The organism is Vibrio sp. TRT 2004 (genome assembly GCF_050113735.1).
Taxonomy (GTDB): domain Bacteria; phylum Pseudomonadota; class Gammaproteobacteria; order Enterobacterales; family Vibrionaceae; genus Vibrio.
In genome coordinates this window covers 21416-44242 of sequence record NZ_JBNJOH010000012.1, presented here as the reverse complement: position 1 = coordinate 44242, position 22827 = coordinate 21416, and the positions used below count along the sequence as shown (strand labels likewise).

General features: G+C 44.7%; 21 protein-coding genes. 15 read left to right on the top strand and 6 right to left on the bottom strand.

Going from position 1 to position 22827, the window contains the following annotated elements; genetic code table 11:
- Nucleotides 1–31: 31 nt before the first annotated feature.
- The 3 genes from ACQEXR_RS07315 to ACQEXR_RS07305 form a co-directional block, all read right to left on the bottom strand.
- Nucleotides 32–1327, bottom strand: a complete 1296-nt coding sequence (locus ACQEXR_RS07315; RefSeq protein ID WP_427020033.1) for an outer membrane protein transport protein — start codon at nucleotides 1325–1327, stop codon at nucleotides 32–34.
- Between the two features lie 265 nt (nucleotides 1328–1592).
- A complete protein-coding gene (locus tag ACQEXR_RS07310; RefSeq protein ID WP_427020032.1) occupies nucleotides 1593–2321 on the bottom strand; it encodes a DUF3379 domain-containing protein in 729 nt (242 codons plus the stop codon).
- Nucleotides 2314–2889 carry a sigma-70 family RNA polymerase sigma factor gene (locus tag ACQEXR_RS07305; RefSeq protein WP_269377902.1) on the bottom strand — a complete coding sequence of 192 codons (576 nt, stop codon included), beginning with the start codon at nucleotides 2887–2889 and terminating at the stop codon, nucleotides 2314–2316. Before ACQEXR_RS07305 ends, ACQEXR_RS07310 begins: the two co-directional genes overlap by 8 nt.
- Before the next feature lie 599 nt (nucleotides 2890–3488).
- Between ACQEXR_RS07305 and fadI the strand changes: the two genes are divergently transcribed.
- The 3 genes from fadI (at nucleotide 3489) to ACQEXR_RS07290 (ending at nucleotide 7566) form a co-directional block, all read left to right on the top strand.
- The gene (gene fadI, locus ACQEXR_RS07300; protein ID WP_426952287.1) at nucleotides 3489–4796 is read left to right on the top strand and encodes an acetyl-CoA C-acyltransferase FadI; all 1308 of its coding nucleotides are present in this window, start codon (nucleotides 3489–3491) and stop codon (nucleotides 4794–4796) included.
- On the top strand, nucleotides 4796–6916 hold the full coding sequence (gene fadJ, locus ACQEXR_RS07295; RefSeq protein WP_427020031.1) for a fatty acid oxidation complex subunit alpha FadJ: 2121 nt from the start codon (nucleotides 4796–4798) through the stop codon (nucleotides 6914–6916). Before fadI ends, fadJ begins: the two co-directional genes overlap by 1 nt.
- Before the next feature lie 101 nt (nucleotides 6917–7017).
- Nucleotides 7018–7566 carry an NAD(P)H nitroreductase gene (locus ACQEXR_RS07290; protein WP_427020030.1) on the top strand — a complete coding sequence of 183 codons (549 nt, stop codon included), beginning with the start codon at nucleotides 7018–7020 and terminating at the stop codon, nucleotides 7564–7566.
- A 42-nt stretch (nucleotides 7567–7608) separates the two neighbouring features.
- Here the strand turns inward: ACQEXR_RS07290 and ACQEXR_RS07285 are convergent, their stop codons facing one another.
- Entirely contained in the window at nucleotides 7609–8484 is an 876-nt protein-coding gene (locus ACQEXR_RS07285; protein ID WP_427020029.1) for a LysR family transcriptional regulator, read from the bottom strand.
- A gap of 245 nt (nucleotides 8485–8729) precedes the next feature.
- Between ACQEXR_RS07285 and ACQEXR_RS07280 the strand changes: the two genes are divergently transcribed.
- From ACQEXR_RS07280 to recR, 6 genes are all read left to right on the top strand, one after another.
- Nucleotides 8730–9830 carry a response regulator gene (locus ACQEXR_RS07280; RefSeq protein WP_331416370.1) on the top strand — a complete coding sequence of 367 codons (1101 nt, stop codon included), beginning with the start codon at nucleotides 8730–8732 and terminating at the stop codon, nucleotides 9828–9830.
- Nucleotides 9831–10176: 346 nt separating this feature from the next.
- Nucleotides 10177–10533, top strand: coding sequence for a YbaN family protein (locus ACQEXR_RS07275; protein ID WP_138971003.1), 357 nt, complete (start codon nucleotides 10177–10179; stop codon nucleotides 10531–10533).
- 173 nt (nucleotides 10534–10706) lie between these two features.
- Nucleotides 10707–11252, top strand: coding sequence for an adenine phosphoribosyltransferase (gene apt, locus ACQEXR_RS07270; protein WP_138971004.1), 546 nt, complete (start codon nucleotides 10707–10709; stop codon nucleotides 11250–11252).
- 29 nt (nucleotides 11253–11281) lie between these two features.
- The gene (gene dnaX, locus ACQEXR_RS07265) at nucleotides 11282–13399 is read left to right on the top strand and encodes a DNA polymerase III subunit gamma/tau (RefSeq protein WP_427020028.1); all 2118 of its coding nucleotides are present in this window, start codon (nucleotides 11282–11284) and stop codon (nucleotides 13397–13399) included.
- Between the two features lie 74 nt (nucleotides 13400–13473).
- On the top strand, nucleotides 13474–13803 hold the full coding sequence (locus ACQEXR_RS07260) for a YbaB/EbfC family nucleoid-associated protein (RefSeq protein WP_138971007.1): 330 nt from the start codon (nucleotides 13474–13476) through the stop codon (nucleotides 13801–13803).
- Between the two features lie 16 nt (nucleotides 13804–13819).
- A complete protein-coding gene (gene recR / locus ACQEXR_RS07255; protein ID WP_138971008.1) occupies nucleotides 13820–14419 on the top strand; it encodes a recombination mediator RecR in 600 nt (199 codons plus the stop codon).
- Nucleotides 14420–14475: 56 nt separating this feature from the next.
- On the opposite strand, the gene aqpZ is transcribed toward recR, so the two are convergent.
- Nucleotides 14476–15168: an aquaporin Z gene (gene aqpZ / locus ACQEXR_RS07250; protein WP_427020027.1), complete on the bottom strand. Its 693-nt coding sequence runs from the start codon at nucleotides 15166–15168 to the stop codon at nucleotides 14476–14478.
- Nucleotides 15169–15378: 210 nt separating this feature from the next.
- Nucleotides 15379–15627, bottom strand: a complete 249-nt coding sequence (locus ACQEXR_RS07245; RefSeq protein WP_426952302.1) for a YkgJ family cysteine cluster protein — start codon at nucleotides 15625–15627, stop codon at nucleotides 15379–15381.
- Between the two features lie 723 nt (nucleotides 15628–16350).
- On the opposite strand from ACQEXR_RS07245, the gene ACQEXR_RS07240 reads away from it, so the two are divergent.
- The 6 genes from ACQEXR_RS07240 to tssG all read left to right on the top strand — a co-directional run bounded on the left by ACQEXR_RS07240 (nucleotide 16351) and on the right by tssG (nucleotide 22826).
- Nucleotides 16351–17358: a sel1 repeat family protein gene (locus tag ACQEXR_RS07240; protein ID WP_427020026.1), complete on the top strand. Its 1008-nt coding sequence runs from the start codon at nucleotides 16351–16353 to the stop codon at nucleotides 17356–17358.
- A 247-nt stretch (nucleotides 17359–17605) separates the two neighbouring features.
- Nucleotides 17606–18103 carry a type VI secretion system contractile sheath small subunit gene (tssB, locus tag ACQEXR_RS07235; protein ID WP_138971014.1) on the top strand — a complete coding sequence of 166 codons (498 nt, stop codon included), beginning with the start codon at nucleotides 17606–17608 and terminating at the stop codon, nucleotides 18101–18103.
- A gap of 49 nt (nucleotides 18104–18152) precedes the next feature.
- Entirely contained in the window at nucleotides 18153–19628 is a 1476-nt protein-coding gene (gene tssC, locus ACQEXR_RS07230) for a type VI secretion system contractile sheath large subunit (RefSeq protein ID WP_171052132.1), read from the top strand.
- A gap of 5 nt (nucleotides 19629–19633) precedes the next feature.
- On the top strand, nucleotides 19634–20071 hold the full coding sequence (gene tssE, locus ACQEXR_RS07225; protein ID WP_426952306.1) for a type VI secretion system baseplate subunit TssE: 438 nt from the start codon (nucleotides 19634–19636) through the stop codon (nucleotides 20069–20071).
- 5 nt (nucleotides 20072–20076) lie between these two features.
- Entirely contained in the window at nucleotides 20077–21846 is a 1770-nt protein-coding gene (gene tssF, locus ACQEXR_RS07220; protein WP_427020025.1) for a type VI secretion system baseplate subunit TssF, read from the top strand.
- A complete protein-coding gene (tssG, locus tag ACQEXR_RS07215) occupies nucleotides 21810–22826 on the top strand; it encodes a type VI secretion system baseplate subunit TssG (RefSeq protein WP_427020024.1) in 1017 nt (338 codons plus the stop codon). Before tssF ends, tssG begins: the two co-directional genes overlap by 37 nt.
- Nucleotide 22827 lies beyond the last annotated feature (1 nt).

Sequence of the window (22827 nt, the reverse complement as noted above, 5' to 3'; positions counted from 1 at the left end):
CTGACCCTTGGTATTAGTGCGTTAGCTTAAATTAGAAGCTGCGGCTGTACTGTAGACCCAACAATATTGCGTTTGCATGTGTTGTTGCAGTTAGAGTAGATAAATATTGTGGGCTCGTAGGGTTTGTTGGATCGTAAGTAGGGTTAGGTGTGCCTTCAGTTACGTTTACGTCATCACCCATCAGGTAAGTGAAACCAAAGTCTACATTGGACGATGAGTCAATGTGGTAAGTGAAACCCGCCGATAACCATTGACGATCTGAATCAGGTACAGAGATTGACGTTAGGCTATCTTGAGCGCTTGTGTCATACATATAACCTGTGCGTAGAGTCCAATCGTTGTTTAGGTAATAAGTACCACCGATAGCGTAGTGCCAACCATCTTGCCATTGGTAAGGCTTATCATAGCTTGAGCCTAAAGGAGAGCCTTGTAGGTTGCGGAATTCGATTTGGTCGAAGTCTTTCCAGCCAATGTATTGAATGCTGTAATGCACAGCAAACTTTGTATCTTCGATCTTGTGGTAACCAGAGAATTCAGCAATGTCAGGTAAAGGTAAGTTAATTTCTTGACCACGATCATCTTGTGCTTTGAACTCAGGGCTGTAGTGGTAAGCTAGACCGAAACGATTGTTTTCATCAAGCTCGTATACAGCACCAACGTTGAAACCTACAGCCCAACCATCTGCTTTGTCGACATTTACTAAATCCATACCGCCGATAGTTGCCACGCTAGAGCTAGCAGTACGTTTCATAGTACCTTCACCGTAGATAAGATCTAAACCAGCACCTAGGCTAAGTTGTTCATTTACTCGGTAAGAAGCGGCAAGACCTAGGTTAAAGCTTTTAACATCTGTAAGCCCGCCAAACTCTGACGCGACATAGTTATCGTCAAATTCGGTTTTGGTACCAAAGTTAGAGTAAGCATTCACACCCCAAGCAAACTGTTCATTTACTGGTACGATTAGATGAATATTCGGTGCAATAGAGGTGTCACCTGCATCGTCGTAATTCGCGTTTTGAGCAAGAGAAGGTACAAACTGACAAGTAGTACCGCAGTAGCTTACATCTTTAACTTCAATCATTGAAGTAATGCTTTCGAAACCTAGTGATAGTTCCATTTTATCAAATAGAGCCATTGCTGCTGGGTTACGAGCCATTACAGCAGCATTATCAGCAATTACTGCATCACCGGCGAATGCACGGCCAATACCTGTTGCTGATTGAGCGTTAAGTTGGAAGCCTGCAGCGAGAGCGTGTTGCGAAGCTAGAGTTGCGGTTGTGATAGTCACTGCTAAAAGTGATTTTTTAAACAGACGCGTCTTGTTCATTTTTGCTTTTCCTTTTTGGTTCGTCTCTAGTGGACGATATTATTTGAGCAAAAGCTCAGTGGTGGCTGATACTAGCCCCAAGTATATGGTATAGAAATCCGACCATTAGGTACTTTGGCAATAAAATTGTGTAAATGATGGCTACCTGGCAGGAAAATGCTGACAAATGCATCTTTTTAGAGTTGGTACTCTACTTTTATGCTAAAAAAATGGCCTGAGCGCGTTGCTCAAGCCATGATGTAGGTCACAAAATGTTACCAGATTGTTAATTTTGAGGTTTGATGATATTTGACAGACTTTCAGCGATCTTAGCCACGTTTTCACCCTCTTCACCGACGAGGATTAAACTGTTATTCCCCATAGGTTCGACAACCCCAGCCATGCCATCTTTTTCAAAGTTGATTGCTTTATCTGATGCGATGCCTGTTAAGAACATCGTGACTTTGCCTTTTTCACCTTGAAAGACCATGTGTACCGCGTTTGATTTACCGAACCCACAGTGGTTAAGGTAATAAACGTGATAAGGGAAGGTGTCAGACAGTTGATGGTCAAAAGGCATCATCTTGGCGTTGATCTGTGAGGACTCGACGCGTTCATCCAACTTAGAGACAAACGGCTTTTCATCGATCACGTGTTTAATCGCTGTATTGGCCAGACTAGCTTGCGCTGGTGTGATGATAAGATTACCCCAGTTTAGTTGTCCCACGAGTAGGCCTGCAACAAAGGCGACTGAAGCGGCCATTGCCATCGCTTTGCGAGCGAAATTCGGTCTAACAATCTTGTCTTCCAGTGCAGAGCTTTGGTTGAACAAAATTCTATCAGCCAAATCTTCAGGAACTTCAACCGCCATTGCTTTTGCAATGCGTTTATCAAGATCAAGAATCTCATCAGCAAATTGGCGGTTTTGATCGCTTGCTGAGATAGCCGCATTAATTGACTCATCTCGCTGTTTAGGGTCGGACATAATGCGTCGACGGAATTCGAGTTCATCCATTTTGCTGCCCCCTTTGTGTATTGTCTGAATCTAATAACTCTTTCAGTTGATTGCGTGCCCTAAAGAGGCGTGTCATAACGGTATTCTTATTAAGGCCAAGAATGTCACCGATTTCTTCGCCACTAAATCCGCCAACAACTTGAAGAAACAGTGGTTCGCGGTACTCTTCTTCAAGCTTCATTATCTGTGCTTGAACCCATTGAGTTTGATGATGAGGATCATCAGAGGTCTTGGCATCATTACCATGATCTTCGATATCAACCAGATCAAATTGTTTACGTTCGAAGCGGCGCGCATTCTCTCGTCTCAAAATCGTAATGAGCCAAGACTTAGCGGCTTTTTCATCTTGTAAGCTATCGAGTGACTTCCAGGCTCTTAAGCAAGTCTCCTGAACCAAATCTTCAGAAATAGTGGGATCTTTACACAGCCAATATGCGTATCGATATAAGTCACGGTGATAGGCTCTTACAAGAGCTTCATATTTTCTTTGCTTGTCCATATCCGAGTTGACCGGATCTTTGGACTTTTTCTTTCCAAAAAATTGAATAATTGACACATGTGCCTCCATTGTTGCCATGTGATTTCTTATTTTTGTTTTATCCATGCCACAATCATGTCCAATGAGCGGTTACTGGCCACTGCGTTTTTACCGTAATTGCGCATGTTTGGTGTTATTCATCGCCGGATTACACGTGACCTCACAACTATATTGGGAGATATATAAGTCCAACGACATAGAAATCGAACTAAAATTGATCTACTTCAAAATCTAGCTAACTCTAACGGTTATAGTAACACCTGTCATCTAGTCGGTGTTTACATCGACAAGTTGAGCAAGATGACACTTCCTTTTGAAGGCTGACTTTACTTTCTCCTAATCAGGAAACTGATTATTTCAATTGGCGTAAGTTAATTGCTTTTTATATATTCCAACCACACAGTTTTGTGTGGTTTTTTTTTGCCTAAAATCTTAGTCAGAGATGGCTGTTAGCTTTGATTTCACTTGGCCCTGACTTATCGACCTACCTATGCTGTATTAATTGTCTCATCTAAACACGGTGACTGTGGAATCTGGCTTGAGTCACGTTTATTCAAACGAGCGTTTGATTGAATTAACAATCTCGTTACAATGATTCTGGTCAGACCTCTATCTATTAAGGAGCAACAATGGGCAAGCAGGAAGTGAAAACTCGCTCAGGAGAACGCGTGGCGATTGTCGCAGGATTGCGAACGCCTTTTGCACGTCAAAGTACAGAATTTAGCCAAGTTCCAGCGGTGGACCTAGGCAAAATGGTGGTGAGCGAAATGCTGGCCCGCACTGAAATCGATCCTAAGCTGATTGAGCAAGTGGTGTTTGGCCAAGTGGTGCAAATGCCAGAAGCGCCAAATATCGCTCGTGAAATTGTATTGGGTACCGGTATGCACATCCATACCGATGCTTACAGCGTCACTCGAGCATGTGCGACAAGCTTTCAGTCTGCGGTGAATGTTGCCGAAAGCATTATGGCTGGCACAATTGATGTAGGTATTGCTGGTGGTGCTGACTCTTCATCTGTCTTGCCAATTGGTGTGTCTAAGAAGCTAGCTGCAAATCTACTTGCTCTGAGCAAAACTAAAACGCTTAGCCAGAAGCTCAATATCCTAAAAACACTTTCTCTTAAAGACTTGATGCCAGTACCGCCTGCCGTTGCTGAATATTCGACGGGTTTGTCTATGGGCCAGACTGCCGAACAAATGGCAAAATCTCATGGTATTACCCGTCAGGCACAGGATGAGCTTGCCCATCGCTCTCATACCTTAGCTGCGCAAGCTTGGAATGAAGGAAAAATTGCCGGTGAAGTGATGACCGCTTTCCCTGAACCTTATAAAAAGTGGATCGCGAAAGATAACAATATCCGTGAAGATTCTACGATTGAAGGCTACGCGAAGCTTCGTCCCGCTTTTGACCGCCAATACGGTAGTGTTACAGCGGCGAACAGTACCCCTCTAACGGACGGTGCTGCCGCCATCATGTTGATGCGTGAAGGCAAAGCGAAGGAGCTTGGCTTAGACATCATGGGTTATATTCGCTCATATGCTTTCTCTGCAATTGGAGTTGAAAGCGACATGCTGATGGGGCCATCTTATGCGACGCCAATGGCACTCGATAGAGCAGGAATTCAGCTTTCTGATCTCACCCTAATTGATATGCATGAAGCATTTGCAGCTCAAGCGCTATCCAATGTGAAGATGTTTGCCAGCGATAAATTTGCTCAACAAAAGCTAGGTCGATCTAAAGCAATCGGTGAGATTGACATGGATAAGTTCAACGTACTTGGCGGTTCAATTGCTTATGGTCACCCATTTGCTGCAACAGGCGCACGTATGATTACTCAAACTTTGAGAGAACTGCAACGTCGTGGTGGAGGTCTTGCTCTTAACACCGCTTGTGCTGCAGGTGGTTTGGGCGCGGCAATGGTATTGGAGGTAGAATAATGAGTGAACAAACCGCATTTAACTTATCAATTGATGAACAAAACATTGCTTGGTTAGCTATCGACGTACCGGGCGAAAAAATGAATACACTTCAAGCGGCGTTTGCTGAAGAAATGGAGTCAATATTCACGCAGTTGGCTGAAAAACAGTCGTCACTGAAAGGTCTGATTGTTCACTCTCTCAAGCCAGACAACTTTATCGCGGGTGCCGATGTCCGCATGTTGGACGCGTGCACCAGTGCGGCCGAGGCGCAAGCGTTGGCTGAAAAAGGTCAGCAAATGTTTCAGCAGCTCGCTGATCTACCTTATCCGGTAGTGGCGGCGATTCATGGCCCGTGTTTGGGGGGGGGGTTGGAACTTGCGTTGGCGTGTGATTATCGCGTCTGTACCGATTCTGATAAAACGCGCCTTGGTCTACCCGAAGTACAACTTGGCTTGCTACCAGGTTCTGGTGGTACTCAGCGTTTACCTCGCCTGATTGGTTTGCTGCCTTCATTAGACTTGATCTTAACGGGTAAGCAGTTAAGAGCGAAAAAGGCGAAGAAGCTAGGTGTCGCTGATGCCGTTGTGCCGAAGACGGTTCTGTTAGACGTTGCAAAAAGCTTTGTTGAGAAACATACAGGCAAAAGCAAGACAAAACGTAAAGCGTCGACCAAAGAGAAGTTGATGGCAAATACGGGTCTTGGCCGTAAAGTGATCTTTGAGCAGGCAGCAAAGAAAACACGCGCGAAGACTCGTGGCAACTACCCAGCTGCTGACGCCATCCTAGAAGTCATTCGTTTTGGCCTAGAAAATGGCTCTGAGAAAGGTCAGAAGAAAGAAGCTGAGCGTTTTGGTGAACTGGTTATGACTCCAGAGTCAAAAGCACTGCGCTCAATATTCTTTGCCACAACAGAGATTAAAAAAGAGCACGGTAGTGACGCTGAACCGAAAAAACTACAACGTGCGGCGGTACTCGGTGGTGGCTTAATGGGGGCTGGTATTAGCCATGTAAGCGTAGCCAAAGCAAAAGTGCCGGTACGTATTAAAGATGTGTCTAACGACGGTGTATTGAACGCGCTAAAATACAACTACAACTTGTTTGAAAAGCAGAGAAAACGCAAGATTTTGTCGAAAGCTCAGCTTCAGGACAAGATGCTACAGTTGTCTGGTGGTACAGATTTCACCACATTCAACCATACTGACATTGTTATTGAAGCAGTATTCGAAGATTTGCAACTTAAGCAGCAGATGGTTGCTGATGTTGAAGAGAACGCGAAAGATAGCACCATTTTCGCCACTAATACTTCTTCGTTGCCGATCCATCAAATTGCTGAGAAGGCGGCGCGACCTGAAAATGTTGTTGGTCTCCACTACTTTAGCCCAGTAGAGAAGATGCCTTTGGTAGAGGTTATCCCTCATCAAGGGACGTCAGATGAAACCATCTCCAGCGTGGTTGAGTTCGCTCGTAAGCAAGGTAAAACGCCGATCGTTGTTAAGGACTGCGCAGGGTTCTATGTAAACCGCATTCTCGCTCCTTACATGAACGAAGCTGCACAAGTTCTAATGGCTGGTGAGCCTATTGAACAGCTTGATACAGCACTGCTTAATTTCGGCTTCCCAGTTGGTCCAATCACACTTCTTGACGAAGTTGGTGTCGATATTGGCGCTAAAATCATGCCTATATTGGTCAAAGAGCTGGGTGAACGCTTCCAAGGGCCTGATGTATTTGACAAGCTACTGAATGATGGCCGTAAAGGACGTAAGAGTGGTAAAGGCTTCTACACCTATAAGGGTAAGAAGAAAGACGTCGATAAATTGGTGTATAAATTGCTCGCACTCAAGCCAGAATCCAAACTGGCTGAAAGAGAGATAGCTCTACGCTGTGTGTTACCAATGCTCAATGAAGCGGTGCGCTGTCTTGATGAAGGTATCATCCGTAGTCCAAGAGATGGCGACATCGGCGCGATCTTCGGCATTGGTTTCCCTCCATTCTTAGGTGGTCCATTCCGTTACATGGATCAAATCGGCATTAAGAAGCTGGTTGAAATTATGAACGAACACGCGCAGAAATACGGCGACCGTTTTGCACCGTGTGATGGGCTGCTCACACGAGCGGGTCTTGACCAAGCATTCTACTGATTATCAAGAAATTTACGCTAGGCGAACCGAGAGGTTCGCCTTTTTTATTTGTGAGAGTTATTATCAAGAAGAAAAAACAAAAACGCTAAAAAGGATGTCAAATGGATGCTCTAGATTTACTGCTCAACCGTCGCTCAATTGCCAAGTTGTCAGAGCCCGCTCCAGAAGGTAAAGCACTAGAAAACATTATTCGCGCTGGTTTACGTGCCCCTGATCATGCAGGGTTGACACCATGGCGCTTTGTTATTGCCCAAGGTGAAGGGCTTGGAAAGCTGTCCGAAGTTCTGCTCAAAGCGGCGCAAGCAGAGCAAAGCGATCAAGCGGTGATCGACAAAGTAAAGAACGCACCTTTTCGCGCACCTATGGTGATCACTGTTATTGCGAAAGTAACAGAGCATGACAAAGTCCCAGCTTTTGAACAGCATCTATCAGCGGGTTGTGCAGTACAGGCGATGCAAATGGCGGCAGTCGCGCAAGGTTTCCAAGGTTTCTGGCGCTCTGGCGAATGGATGTTCCACCAAGAGGTGCGTAATGCGTTTGCTGTTGAGGGTGAAGATCAAATAGTCGGATTCCTTTATCTAGGAACCGCAGGCTGTACACCAATGAAGGTGCCTGACAGAGATTTGAGTAAGTTTGTTGAATACCTTTAACCGATAAAGAGAGAGCTTGGTTTATGCCAAGCTCTTTTCTTTTTAATGGATGTTGTAAGCAATAACAAAATCGATAAACAGACGTACTTTCTCAGGGAGGTGATCTTTGTGGTTGTACAACATATAGATGTCACGAGGGTTTGCACTCCAATCTTGAAGCACACGAACCAAGCTCCCATCTTCAATATATTCACGCAGCATAACGTCTGGCATCAGAGTGATGCCTAAGCCTTCCGAACAAGCACTTCTAACCACGTTCAGCGTGTTCGCTTGAAAACGTCCTTTATCGTTATTGATGACGGTTTCGCCACTGTTATTCGACAATTGCCATTTGAGCAGTGGTGACCCTTTTAGAAGCGAGTGCTGATGCAGTTCCTCCGCATGTTTCGGCGCAGGATGGGCTTTGAGATATTTGGGGCTCGCCACCAAAATATCCGCCACTGAGCTAATTTTACGCGCGATAAGGCTTGAGTCACGTTGAGGGCCGACTCGGAAAATAACGTCCCACTCGGTTGGGTCAAGTTGCTCTGAGTGATTGCTGGTGGTGAGCTCGATGTTAATGTCCGGGTACTGGCACATAAACGCGTTAAACATCGGCATCATCATTCGTTTGGTCAAGTTTGACGGTGCAGTGATGCGAATTCTACCCGCAGCACCGCGGCACTCATCGGTGATTTCTTCCGCAGCGAGTGTTAGACGGTTGAGTAGAGGTGAACACTCTGCATAAAAACGTTCGCCAGCTTCTGTCAACGAGAGTTTACGCGCGTGGCGGTTAAGCAAACGAAGGTTTAAAGATTCTTCTAATGCCTGAATACGTCGCGTAATTGTTGCAACAGGAATCATTGTTTTACGCGAAGTTGCTGTATAGCTCCCATTTTCGACTACTAGTCTAAACAGGTTTAGGTCATCTAATTTCATTGTGCCAGACACATATTTTTACGAATTCGATTAATTTATATCTATATCAAATGCTAAAGTTTGAGTCATATCAACAACTACAGCGAAATTTGATATCCCATACATATAGTATGCAACTCAGGTCAAAAGTGGAAGATTTGTATAAACAGCCTTTCGCGACTACTTTTTAAAGAGTGTTTGAAACAACTGACAACAATAAAAATAACGAAACGTTGTACCCCATGCAGTTTGTGAGGCGAAGGTTTATGCATAAGACAATCGAAGTTGGGACCAATGCGACAGTACCAGTCTCTGGTGGACAAAAAGTGATTATGCTGGTGGATGACGACCCGATTTTTCGTCGCATCACCTCAGGTTTTTTGCTTGCCCAAGGATACAAGGTCATTGAAGCAGAAGATGGTCTAGATGGCTTACAAAAATTACGTACTGGTGAACCAGATTTAATACTCTGCGACCTCTCTATGCCGATTCTTGATGGAATAGAGTTCGTTGAAGAGGTGAGTTTGGAATATCCATCACTCCCTTTAATCGTCGTTTCTGCGACGGATGAGATATCGGATGTGGCCAAAGCGCTCCGGTTTGGCATCAAAGATTTCCTCGCTAAACCGATCAGCAACCACGCGCATCTTGCATGTGCGATTGAAAATACACTCGATGATTCGGATAACCATCTGAGCGATCAACGTGACTTTTCCAGTCAGTGGTTCAGAGTGGATAGTGGGGATATGCAGGAAGAACAAGAGTTACACTGGCATTTAGAGTATTTGGAAGACAATCCAAGTGCTGCAAAAGACCTGCTTCATGCTCTGTTGCCGGATAAAGATACTTCCCAAGGTAATTGGAAATGCAGCTACCGACTGCTTCAGTCCACAGATGTGATGCCGCTGGTTTTTGACTATGCGTGGTTGATGAACGGTCAGTTCGCCTTTTATCTAGTGGATTCTGACAGCGAAGGTCAGCATGGTGCGGCAACCACCCTGATGATCAGAGCTCTTTTCCACGATTATCTACGTAACTTGAAGTGCTTTAATGCTGACTTGAAGGATATCGCATCTCTATTGGAGAAGGGCATTAAATGTACGGGGTGCAGCACGCCAGTTCGGGCGCTATTTGGTATCGCTGACTTATCTGAAGGTGCACTCTCTTTGCTGCCTGCGGGGTTAGATGCCCAATGGTCAAATGGATATATCAATCAGCATATTGCGGCCGGAGCTTTGTTAGGACAGAACTGTGGTAAGAATTTTATCACTTCAGATTTACCCATTCAGTCTGCCTGTCAGTTGATGTTAAATTGCCTCGGTTCAAGCAGTTTTAGTCTCGATATTTATCAAGGAGCGAAAGCGTAGCGCAGAGCATCACAGTTTCCTAAAACCCTAATCTTAGTCAGTGTTTGTCACCGTCTGATTAGGGTATAGTCCGCCATAAACAAAAATAGCCCATTTCCTTAACATTAAGTTAATGGTTTGGGCAATAAGTCGTCACCTACAATTTGAGAAGTGAGCTCATGGCAGACAAAGATTTTAAAGAACCATATAATATTTTTTACTTTCTAGGATTTATAGCAGTACTACTTATCCCGACGCTTCCAGCGACTCTTACCTGGATTCGCGTGTTAAATGGATACGCGGGCTTCTAAACCAGACTTCGGAGCATGCCATCAATATTCGTAAACTCTTTCTCAAATTTGTTGGTATGCTCAGCCTAGTTTTAGGCATCATCGGTATATTCCTTCCTCTATTACCTACCACCCCTTTTATTCTGCTGGCTAGTGCGTGTTTTATGCGCAGCAGTCCACGCTTCCACTATTGGCTAAGGCACCATAAAACGTTTGGGCCGATGCTAACTAACTGGCACAAAAATCGCGCTGTTACCGCGAAAGTTAAAAAGCGTGGAGCGGTATGCATCTTGCTGAGTTTTGCGTTTTCAATCTGGGTAGTACCGCATTTCTGGTTAAAGATTATGCTAGTTTTGATGCTGATAGTTTTGCTGAGTTGGTTTATTCGTTTGCCTGTGATGGAGCACCTTGCCGACAGCGAAGAAAATCACTAAGATTGCTAGGAAGTGTGCCCGCTTTTAGAGTGGGCGTTTGTTTTTAGGCACAATAAACTTGGTGACTGTTTCGGTTATAGCCTTAGTTTAGATTGTGCTGAGAACCATGCTAATCGTTGGTTATCGTTACCTGTAACTTGGTCAACCAACCTAGCCAATCTAAGTAAAGAGTTATGACAACTGAAACAATTGCGCAGATCAAATCTAGCATCAAGAGCATTGCTGACTACCCAAAACCAGGCATTCTTTTCCGTGATGTAACCAGTCTTATGGAAGACGCAAGTGCTTACCAAGCGACGATTCAACTACTGGTTGAAAAGTACAAAGATATGGGTTTTACCAAAATCGTTGGTACAGAAGCACGCGGTTTTCTATTTGGAGCGCCATTAGCTCTTGAGCTTGGTGTCGGTTTTGTACCAGTGCGTAAGCCAGGTAAACTGCCTCGTGCGACCGTTGCTCAATCATACGAGCTTGAATACGGTACAGATACCCTAGAAATTCATACTGATGCAATCAAAGAAGGTGACAAGGTACTGGTTGTTGATGACCTTTTGGCAACTGGCGGCACTATCGAAGCGACAACGAAACTAATCCGTCAACTCGGCGGTGTTGTTGAGCACGCTGCATTTGTGATTAACCTTCCTGAAATCGGTGGTGACAAACGTCTTGAAGGCCTTGGCCTTAACGTTTACAGCATTTGTGAGTTTGAAGGACATTAATCGGGTAGGTTATTAGTGAGTATAGTTTCATGAGTTATCTTGCCTTAGCGCGAAAGTGGCGACCAACTAAGTTTAATGAAGTGGTTGGTCAGGCCCACGTTTTAACTGCATTAGAGAATGCTTTAGCAAAGAATCGTCTCCACCACGCTTATCTATTTAGTGGAACGCGAGGCGTCGGTAAAACGACGATTGGACGTCTGTTTGCTAAAGGTCTGAACTGCGAAACAGGCATTACAGCCACACCTTGTGGGGTTTGTGATACTTGTAGAGAGATCGATGAAGGACGATTTGTTGATCTGCTCGAAATCGATGCGGCGTCTCGTACTAAGGTTGAAGATACTCGTGAACTCCTCGACAACGTGCAGTACAAACCTGCACGCGGTCGTTTTAAAGTCTACCTCATCGATGAAGTACACATGCTGTCTCGCCACAGTTTCAATGCCTTATTGAAAACACTGGAAGAGCCGCCTGAGTATGTGAAGTTCTTGTTAGCGACCACTGATCCACAGAAGCTGCCGGTAACGATTTTATCGCGCTGTCTCCAGTTTCATTTGAAGCCGATCAGCGTCGACAACATTCATCAACAGCTCGATCATATCCTACAGCAAGAAAAAGTTGTTTCAGAGGCACGAGCCTTGGGAATGATCTCCCATGCTGCTGATGGCAGTATGCGTGATGCGTTGAGTTTGACTGACCAAGCTATCGCACTCGGCAATGGACAAGTCTTGACTGACAGCGTCGCGCACATGCTGGGTACGCTAGATACAGATCAAGCCTTACACCTGCTCGAAGCGATTAGCTCCAAACAACCTCAGGTCGTGATGGATTGTGTTACAGCACTTGCACAAAATGGTGTTGAGTGGGATGGTTTGCTACAGCAGTTAGCTGCGCAACTGCATCGTTTAGCCATGTACCAAGCGTTACCTGCCACCTTAGACCAATCTCAGCCTGATGCAGAGAAAGTGGCGCTATTGAGCCGTCAGCTGTCGCCACAAGATGTTCAACTTTATTACCAAATTGCGCTTAAAGGGAGACAAGACCTTCCTTTAGCACCGTCGGAGAGAACTGGCTTAGAGATGATTCTTTTGCGTATGATGGCGTTTAGACCTGCATCGCAAACACAAGCAAACTCTATTTCTGTTGCTGTAGAACCCCAAGTGCAGATGACGACGCCTACGCAGAGTCATGCCTCATCTCGCTCTGCCACATCCTCAATGCAGCCGACCAATCAAACTGCTGAGCCTGTCCTTCAGGCGAGCCCTAGTCAACCAGAGATGCCACCAGTGGCACACTATGATGCTCCTCCGGCTGCCGATTACATGCCTGAGCCGCCGAACTATGATGAAGTACAGCAGTATTACGAACAACAAGGCAATCAGCCCAGTTCTGCCGCACCGATTGAACAGCCTTCTCAGCCACAACAATCAAGTGCACCTTCTCGAGTCGCTGGATTGAGGCATCAACTCCGCTCTCAACGCAATGGGTTGAATTCAGGGCAAGGGAATACGCCAAAAAAGGCTAATGCGACATCTGCAAAACCAGAATCTGTTCTAGACCGTGTAGCAAAAAAACACGCAGGAACCGAGCAGGTGTCGCCATTGTCTAACCCGAATGTCAATGCAACACCTGAGGCAGACGATGAACCGTATCGCTGGAAACCGTCGCTGCCACAGATAAACACGGTTAAAACTGAGCTGACGCCAACCTTACTAAAGCAAGCGTTAGAGCATGAAAAAACACCAGAAATGGTGGAGAAGCTGGTACAAGAAAGTCTAGAACAGAGCGAGTGGGCCAAGTTAATCAGCCAACTGTCGACGGCCAAGCTGACTGAGCAGTTGGCGTTAAACTCACATTTCCAGAAGAGTGACGCGTCCATTTCCTTAGTGTTGAGAGCATCGCAAGCGCATCTAAATACAGATCGAGCACAAAGTGAGTTGCTTGGGGAATTAAACCGGGTTCTTAACCAAGAGTGTCACTTGAGTGTTGAGATTGGTGAAAGTGGCGAGACGCCTCTAGAGTTAAGAGATAAGTTGTATCAAGGGCGTTTACAGCGCGCTTTTGACAGTCTGGAAAGTGATCCGAATATCCAGTTCATCCAAAAAAGGTTTGCAGCTGAACTCGACAGTGAAAGCGTCAGACCGATTTGATTTTACGGGGTTGAATCGTAATGAGCCAGCCCCCATCTAATAACGAAACAAGCTAAATAACCAGAGAGATTAACATGTTTGGTAAAGGCGGTATGGGCAATCTAATGAAGCAAGCCCAGCAAATGCAAGATCGCATGCAAAAGCTTCAAGAAGAAATCGCAAATATGGAAGTAACAGGTGAGTCTGGCGCTGGCCTTGTGAAAGTGACCATTACTGGTAGCCACAGTGTACGTCGCGTTGAAATCGACGACAGCTTGATGGAAGACGATAAAGAGATGCTTGAAGACCTTATCGCCGCCGCTTTTAACGACGCTGCACGTCGTGTTGAAGAAACTCAAAAAGAGAAAATGGCAAGTATTACCGGTGGCATGCAACTTCCACCTGGTATGAAAATGCCTTTCTAATCAACAAGGTTAGATAATGCGCACCAGTCATATGCTGGAGCAATTGATGGAGGCCTTACGTTGTCTGCCTGGGGTTGGCCCTAAGTCGGCACAGCGTATGGCCTTTCATTTGTTACAGCGAGATAGAAAGGGCGGCTTACAATTAGCCGATGCACTGAGTCAGGCAATGACCGAAATTGGGCATTGTAATGAGTGTAGAACCTTCACGGAAGAAGACGTTTGCCACATCTGTACCAATCCTAAACGTCAGGAAAATGGTCAACTTTGTGTGGTAGAAAGTCCGGCAGATATAGCTGCGGTAGAAGCAACAGGTCAGTACTCAGGTCGATACTTCGTATTGATGGGGCACTTGTCGCCTCTAGACGGTATTGGTCCGAGTGATATCGGCCTTGATGTTCTGGACTATCGACTACGTCGAGGGGACATTTCGGAAGTTATCCTAGCCACAAACCCGACGGTTGAAGGTGAAGCGACGGCTCACTATATCGCGGAATTGTGTAAAGAAAGCAACGTGTTAGCAAGCCGTATTGCTCATGGTGTTCCTGTTGGTGGTGAGTTAGAGCTCGTTGATGGTACGACACTTTCTCATTCGCTACTTGGCCGACATAAGCTGTAATCATTCCAAATAAAAGCAAAGCCGCGATATCTATCGCGGCTTTTTTATAACGTCTGTTACTCTTGAGAACCTGCAAACGAACGGTAGGCGAGAGCGCCAAGAGCGGCACCGACGATAGGTGCTAACCAGAACAACCAAAGCTGAGTGGTAGCCCAGTCACCGACGAAAACAGCAACAGCTGTACTACGAGCAGGGTTTACTGACGTGTTAGTAACAGGGATGCTGATCAAATGAATCAGTGTCAAACCCAATCCGATCGCAATCGGAGCAAAACCTTGAGGAGCACGTTTGTCTGTCGCACCCATGATGATAATGAGGAACATCATCGTCATCACGACTTCGGTGAGCAGTGCAGCTGTCAATGAGTATTGACCTGGAGAATGTTCGCCGTAGCCATTGGCCGCAAAACCTGACGCCGCGACGTCAAACCCCGACTGTCCTGTCGCAATAAAGTAAAGAACCGTTGCTGCGATAAGTCCGCCAATCACTTGAGCCACGATGTATGGAAGAACGTTTCGACCTTCAAATCGACCACCTGCCCACAAGCCGATAGTTACCGCTGGATTTAAATGACAGCCAGAAATATCGCCGATAGCGAATGCCATAGTTAATACAGTTAAACCAAACGCAAGAGATACGCCAAGTAGTCCGATGCCAACATCAGGGAAGCCGGCTGCCAACACTACGCTGCCACAGCCGCCAAGCACTAGCCAAAAAGTGCCAAAAGATTCTGCAAAGTATTTATTCATTAGGTTATTCCTAAAGTTTGATTGGAAACACATATAGAACATAGGCAACAAATGTCATGATTGTGTGAGCCAAACAGCGAACGAAAGGAATAGTTTTATGATTCTAAAAACTGAAACGAAAATTTGTAGGAAAGTGAGATAAACACTCACTATTTGGACTAGCGAGAAGGTGCGATTGACGATTTCAAATCGATATTCTAGAGACTCGATCTATGTTAATGCTTCGAGTTCAGTAATATTGCTTATCGCTTCGGCGTTCGTCGAACCACAAACGACCGGGCAAGGCTTAAAGTCGTGACAAACCTTAGGACGTTCTTTCTGACCAAATAACCGACATAGATTGTCGTCATTGAGTTGAATACAGCGAACCCCTGCGGGCTTACCATTTGGCATACCTGGTATTGGCGACGAAATACTCGGAGCGATACAACATGCCCCACAACCTAAGCGACATTCCATAACTGATAATCCTTAACGTAATTTAGTAGCATGTTAGCAAAAAGTGTGACTTTTATCACTAATGTCTTTGAGTACAGTCTCTACCTGATAAGCAAAATCTATCGCATAGGAAAATTTTTTTAGTGAATTGGATGATAAAAATGGAATAAATACTCTAGGAAATATGACGATCTGAGTGGATTTTCGTGGTTCACGGCTATTTATCTTTTTGTAATTTATCATCTGGTTGTTATGGAACTAGGATCACCATAATGCAAATTAAGTTTGAACCAATACATCAAGTATAAAAGATGTTAATAATAGTGATATTAATAATGCATATTGTATTTATGATGCCATTTATTTGGAACTATAAACCGTATAAATAAAGGAATGCTATTTTATTAGCCAATTTATTGTTAATGGGCTAATTGTTGATTAAGTGGTGAGCAAGAAATTGCTTGATCTACGGGCTGTCATTTGCCTAAAATTAGCGAATGATTAATTTGGTATTTATTTTAATATTTGATACTCAGATATTTCCTAATATTACGTAAGTTTATTCTTAGTTATTTTTTTTGAAATATGATGATTAAGTAGGGTTGTTTTCGGCCTCTAGAAGTTGGTGATGGTATGTAACTCATGCCTTAAATAGCAGGTTCTGGTACGGTAAAATATTATAATAACCTGCGGCGAGAGTAGGGAAACTGATCGGTTATGATGTCGAGTCACAGGGTGGTAGTCGTGCAAAAGTTCACCAAACTGCTGTCCATTATTCTAGCCACTGTTACGTATAGTTTCAGTGCGTTGGCCATTGAAAATTATGATGTCGAGAAAATGTCGGCGGCAGAGGCTTATGAGTATGGCAAGCTGCTTCGAGCGCAGTTTCGCAACACAGAAGCGAGAGCTTATCTCAAGTATTCAGCAGATAATGATCATCCTGATGGCGCCTATGCGTACGCGATGGAGATGATGGGTTTCCAAGACAGTGTAAGAGCTACGGGCTATGCAAGAGACTACTTGATAAAAGCTGCGCAAGCCGGGAGCAAACCCGCTCTTAAGTATCTGTATCGTTATGGGGACTGGTTAAGCGTTGCAAAGCGCGACAAATATAAGACTCAGTACTATAACAGCCTGATTGAGATGGGGGCTAAGTCACCGGGTCTCGCCTATTTATATTTATCAGACTATTTTCACGCTTCAGACGCCGACCTATCTGAGTATTACTTAGATAAGGCTATGGCGTTCGAAATACCTAACGCTTACATGACCAGTGCGCAAAGGCTGGAGAATGGGGAAGGTGATTACTTCTTCGCAAGTGAACGATTCGAAAAGTCGCGCAGCCTATACTTAAACGCAGCGACAGCGGGGTATATTCCTGCGATCAAGCGGTATGTCGCTATCTTGGAGTCTAATGGCAAGTTTCAGGAAGCTCTTGAGTGGAGAGAGGCTGGTCTGACGCAAGGAGACATTACCTCTTTAGTTACGCTAGGCAATATCTATAGTGGCAACAGTCTCCGATACCGCTTTGTCACGACCGATTTGGTAAAGGCAAAGGCATACTATGAACTCTATTTAGAAAATGCCGGACAAGACAGATTCAGTAGTATATACCGGCAGGTTGAGGCTAATTATCAACAAACCTTAGATCGAATCACAGACGTTCAAATTCCTCACTCCGAAGCATTTAAAAATGAACTGTCTGAAATCAACTATTTTTACCACTATGACTATCTTTGGAATACTTATTAATAAATCATTTTTCGCAGACGACGTTCGGTAATTTAGTGTGCGATAGTTGTTTGATGGATTGTGATCTTAATATAAAAGATAGCGATCGCTAAATTAGTGAAATGTCAAATTAGATGTTTATAAATCTGTAATTATTATCTGATAGTAGAATTATTCAGCCTGGTGTTCTTTGCGAGCAATCGGCTGATTACTTTATTGTCAATATAAATGCCATTCCTTTTAAATTTAATATCGGAGAACTTTGATTATGTCTAAGGAAGGAAGCGTAGCTCCTAAAGAGCGGATTAATATTAAATATATTCCGGCTACAGGAGACGCTCAAGCTGAAGTTGAACTTCCACTCAAAACATTGGTTGTTGGGGACTTTAAGGGCCACACCGAAGATACCCCTGTTGAAGAGCGCAGTACCGTTTCAGTAGATAAGAACAATTTTGAATCTGTGATGCGTGAAAGTGAGTTGCGTCTGACGACTTCAGTGAAAAGCAAGCTTACTGAAGATGAAAATGCAGAACTGCCTATTGAATTGAATTTTAAATCATTGGCTGATTTTGCACCGGACTCCATTGCTGGTCAGGTTCCTGAGCTTAAGAAGCTTATCGAACTTCGTGAAGCATTGGTTGCGTTAAAAGGTCCACTAGGCAACATTCCAGCTTTCCGAGATCGCTTACAAGAGTTGCTGCATTCACAAGACTCGCGTGACAAGCTTCTCGAAGAGCTAAACCTTGTCAGTGAAGACGCTAAATAGAACAAAATACTGACCAATAACATTCGTCATTTAATGGATTAGGAAAAACCTGATGTCTACAGAAACGGTACTTGAAAGACCCCAGCTGGCTGAAGGCGGCTTACTGGATGAAATCATGGCGCAGACTAAGATCGCGCCAACTGAAGAAGGCTACGATATTGCCAAAAAAGGCGTTGCGGCGTTCATCGAAAACTTAATTGGTTCTGAACAAGCGGAAGAAGCGGTCAATAAGTCTCTTGTTGATCAAATGCTGGTTGAGTTAGATAAAAAAATTAGCGCGCAGATGGATGAAATCTTGCACGACAGCCAGTTTCAACAAATGGAGTCTGCTTGGCGTGGTTTGAAACTGCTCGTTGATCGCACTGATTTTGGTGAAAACAACAAGATTGACCTGCTGCATGTGACCAAAGAAGAGTTACTTGAAGATTTTGAGTTTGCACCAGAAACGACACAATCAGGTCTATACAAGCATGTCTATTCTTCTGGCTATGGTCAATTTGGTGGCGAACCAACGGGCGCAATTTTGGGTAACTTTACTTTTACGCCTTCTACACCAGATATGAAGCTGCTTCAATATATGGGTGCACTTGGTGCTATGGCTCATGCTCCATTTATTTCAAGTGTTGGTCCTGAGTTCTTTGGTATCGACTCGTTTGAAGAGCTTCCAAACATTAAAGACGTTAAATCGATCTTTGAGAGCCCGAAATACACCAAATGGCGCTCACTACGTGAGTCTGAAGATGCACGTTACCTCGGTCTAACTGCCCCTCGTTTTCTTCTGCGTGTTCCTTATGACCCAGCAGAAAATCCAATCAAATCATTTAACTACACAGAAAGTGTTACAGAATCTCATGAGCACTATCTGTGGGGTAATACGGCTTTCGCCTTTGCAACACGTCTTACAGACAGCTTCGCTAAATACCGTTGGTGTCCAAACATTATTGGTCCGAAAAGTGGTGGTGCCGTTGAAGATTTGCCAGTACACCTATTTGAGTCTATGGGTGCGTTGCAAGCGAAGATTCCAACGGAAGTATTAATTACTGACCGCAAAGAATTTGAGTTAGCTGAAGAAGGCTTCATTGCACTGACAATGCGCAAAGGTAGCGACAACGCTGCGTTCTTCTCTGCAAACTCTATTCAGAAGCCAAAAATCTTTCCCAATACTAAGGAAGGAAAAGAAGCGGAAACCAACTACAAACTGGGTACGCAGTTACCTTACATGATGATCGTCAACCGTTTAGCCCACTACATCAAGGTTTTGCAGCGTGAGCAAATTGGTTCATGGAAAGAGCGTCAAGATTTAGAGCGTGAGCTAAATACGTGGCTTAAGCAGTACGTTGCTGATCAGGAGAACCCGCCGGCAGACGTACGCAGTCGTCGCCCACTTCGCGCCGCGAAGATTGAAGTTGCTGACGTAGAGGGTAATCCAGGTTGGTACCAGGTTTCTCTGTCTGTCCGTCCTCACTTTAAATACATGGGTGCGAACTTCGAACTGTCCTTGGTTGGTCGTTTAGATCAGGCGTAATAAATATGGCGTACTTTGCACCGGAAGAAAGTACGTTTGGTGTTGGCTTCTTCGAACGTTTAGAAGCCAACTCTAATAACGTCTCTTTAACTCAAGGACCTGATGCCAGCGATGTGCTCAAGTCAATCAAGCTGAATGTTTCGAGAATTTTAAACACACGTGTTGGTGGTGCTCAAAGCTCACGAGAGTTAGGCCTAATCGACTTTAATGATGCGACGCTAGATACGCTTGATTTGTCTCTTAAAATCACCTTCGCTATTCAGGATTGTCTGAATAACTTTGAGCCTAGGCTACAGAAGGTCGAAGTTGTGCCTGAAACCGATAGCTACAGTCCCCTGTCGTTGAAATTCAAAATTACAGCGGAAATCAACAGTGAAGCAATACATGATCGCGTTCAGTTCAGTTTGCTGCTCGACCAAAACAGAAAATATCGAGTGATTTAGGGATTATGACTCAAGATAAGTACTTCAGAGAGGAACTGGCTTTTTTAAAGGAGCAAGGGCGAGAGTTTACGGAAATTCACCCTCAGCTTTCTCGTTTTCTCCATGGCAGAACCATGGATCCGGACGTTGAACGTCTACTAGAAGGCTTTGCTTTTCTGACCGCGAGACTGAGACAAAAAGTGGAAGATGAGTTCCCTGAACTGACCCACTCAATGATTAACATGTTGTGGCCTAATTATCTAAGGCCGATCCCTAGCATGTGTATATTGGCTTTTACTCCAAAGACGGGTCTCAGCGAGCAACACGTTATCGCTAAAGGGACCAAAGTCGACAGTAAGCCGGTACTTGGCACGAAATGCCAATTTCAAACTTGTCGAGAAGTGAAGCTTTATCCATTGGGCTGTCATGATGTCAAAGCCCAGCACACGAGAGATGCCTCTACGATTGATATTGAATTAAAACTTATTGGCGATGTTAACGTTGGTCATTCGTTGCTGGACAGTCTCCGCTTTTACCTAGGTGGAGATCAGTACAGCTCACAAATGCTTTACCTTTGGTTAAATCACTACCTTGATAAAATCAGCATCGATGTTGCTGGCACTGAGTTTCCTCTAGCAAAAGATCATTTCAAACCCGTAGGTTTTGATAGTGAGGATGCGTTGCTGCCGTATCCGACCAATGTGTATGAAGGCTATCGAATCCTACAAGAATACTTATCCTTTTCTGAGGCGTTTCATTTCTTTGATCTATCAGGTCTCGATAAGGCGATCCCTAAAAATGTGACAGGACAGTTCACGCTTAAGCTGCATTTCTCCAAAACGCTTCCTGTCGACGTAAGGATCACAAAAGAGAATTTTCAGCTGTATTGCACACCAATCATTAATCTGTTTAAACACGATGCAGACCCTATCTCGCTGACTGGTCGTCAGTCGGAGTATAGAGTGGTGCCGTCAAGCCGTAAGCCATCCCACTATGAAATATTTAACATAGAAAGTGTTTCGGGATGGCAAGACACCACATCTCAAGGAAAAAGAGTTCGCGGAACTGAGCGTATTTATTCATCGTTTGAAAGTTTTCAGCATGAAGTTGAAAGGGTAAGAAATCGAACGGCTCTCTATTACCGGTTACGTGTCAAAGATAGTATTCGCGCTGATGGTTTTGAATCCTTTATCTCATTTGTCCGAAGCGATGAAACGACATCGTTTGATGTTGATGAAGCGGTCTCAATTAAGCTCAACTGTACCAACAGACTGCTACCACTCGAGTTGGGTGTGGGGGATATCTGTATGATGACGGATACCTCGCCACCGTTTGCTACCTTCACCAATATTTCTGTGCCTTCGCAATCACTACGCCCCGTTTTGGATGGCAGCTTGCTATGGACACTCATCTCTAACTTGTCACTGAATTATTTATCGTTGCTGTCAAAAGATGCCCTTAGCAGCGTACTTAGAGCCTACGATTTCAAAGCTTTGGTTGATAGGCAGGCAGAGATGGTATCGAGACAGAGGTTAGATGCGATTCACAAGATAGAGTCTAAACCAGTAGATAAGATTCTAAGAGGGTTACCGGTTCGTGGTCTTCAATCGACGCTGCATATGGATCAATCAGGCTTTGGTTCAGAAGGTGACTTGTTCCTATTTGGGACAGTGTTGAGCCATTTCTTTGCCCTGTACGCGAGCATTAACTCATTCCATGAATTACACGTGGTCAATATCACTAATCAAGAGAGGTACACATGGGGTACTCAGGCAGGGATGCAGCCACTGATTTAGTGGAAAGAGTAGAGCTGCCTGAAATGGTAGCGATGCCAAATGATGTCCACGAATACAATTTCTATCAGCTTGTTGAGTTGCTACAAAAACTGAATGAGATGAATCCAGAAGAGGATATCTGGGAGCGGCAGTGCAAATTAGTGTTTAGTGCCAACCCAAGCCTAGGCTTCTCTCCGTCGGATGTGAATCGATTGGATCTATTCAACGACGAGAGAATGGTCATGATGACCAATTTCTTTGGGCTGTCAGGTGCGCAGTCACCGCTTCCCGGGTACGTGGTTGAGCAGTTATTAAATGAAGAGCCTGGTGGTGCCAAGCTGCCGTTTGTGGATTTTTTTAATAACCGCCTGATCAATTTGGTTTATCGAATCTGGAGAAAATATCGCTACTTTGTGCGCTTTCAGCCAGATGCGCAAGATGACTTCTCAGCGCAATTGCTGTCATTGGTCGGTCTAGGATCGCCTGACCTCCGAGGGGACACACCAATCAACTGGTGCAAGATGTTGGCTTATTCGGGAACACTCGCCGGACGTAGTCGCTCGCCTCAAGTGGTGTCGGGAATCATTGCACACTGCTTTGATCTCGAAGAGGTCGAGATTAGGCAGTGGACGCGACGTACAGTAAGAATTGACCCCTCGCAGCAAACTCGCGTGGGGAGCGCCAACTCTCAACTTGGGGTGTCATCAATGGTTGGGGAATCAGTGGTCGATTGTAACGGCAAATTTACTATTTGTATTAGCCGGTTATCGAGAAAAAAATTCTCCGACTTCTTACCTTCAGGTCAAGAGTTCGGACCTCTGTGTAAATTGGTCGAGCTCATTTTGCGTGAGCAGATGGCGTATGACCTAGAGCTGACGATGGACGATAACGAAGCGCCTGACTTTGTGTTAGGTGGATCTGCGGACATAGCGCTTGGTTGGACTTCCTTTCTTGGAACCAACGAAAAAGACAAAAGCGTACTCATTCAGGTAAGGCAGTAAT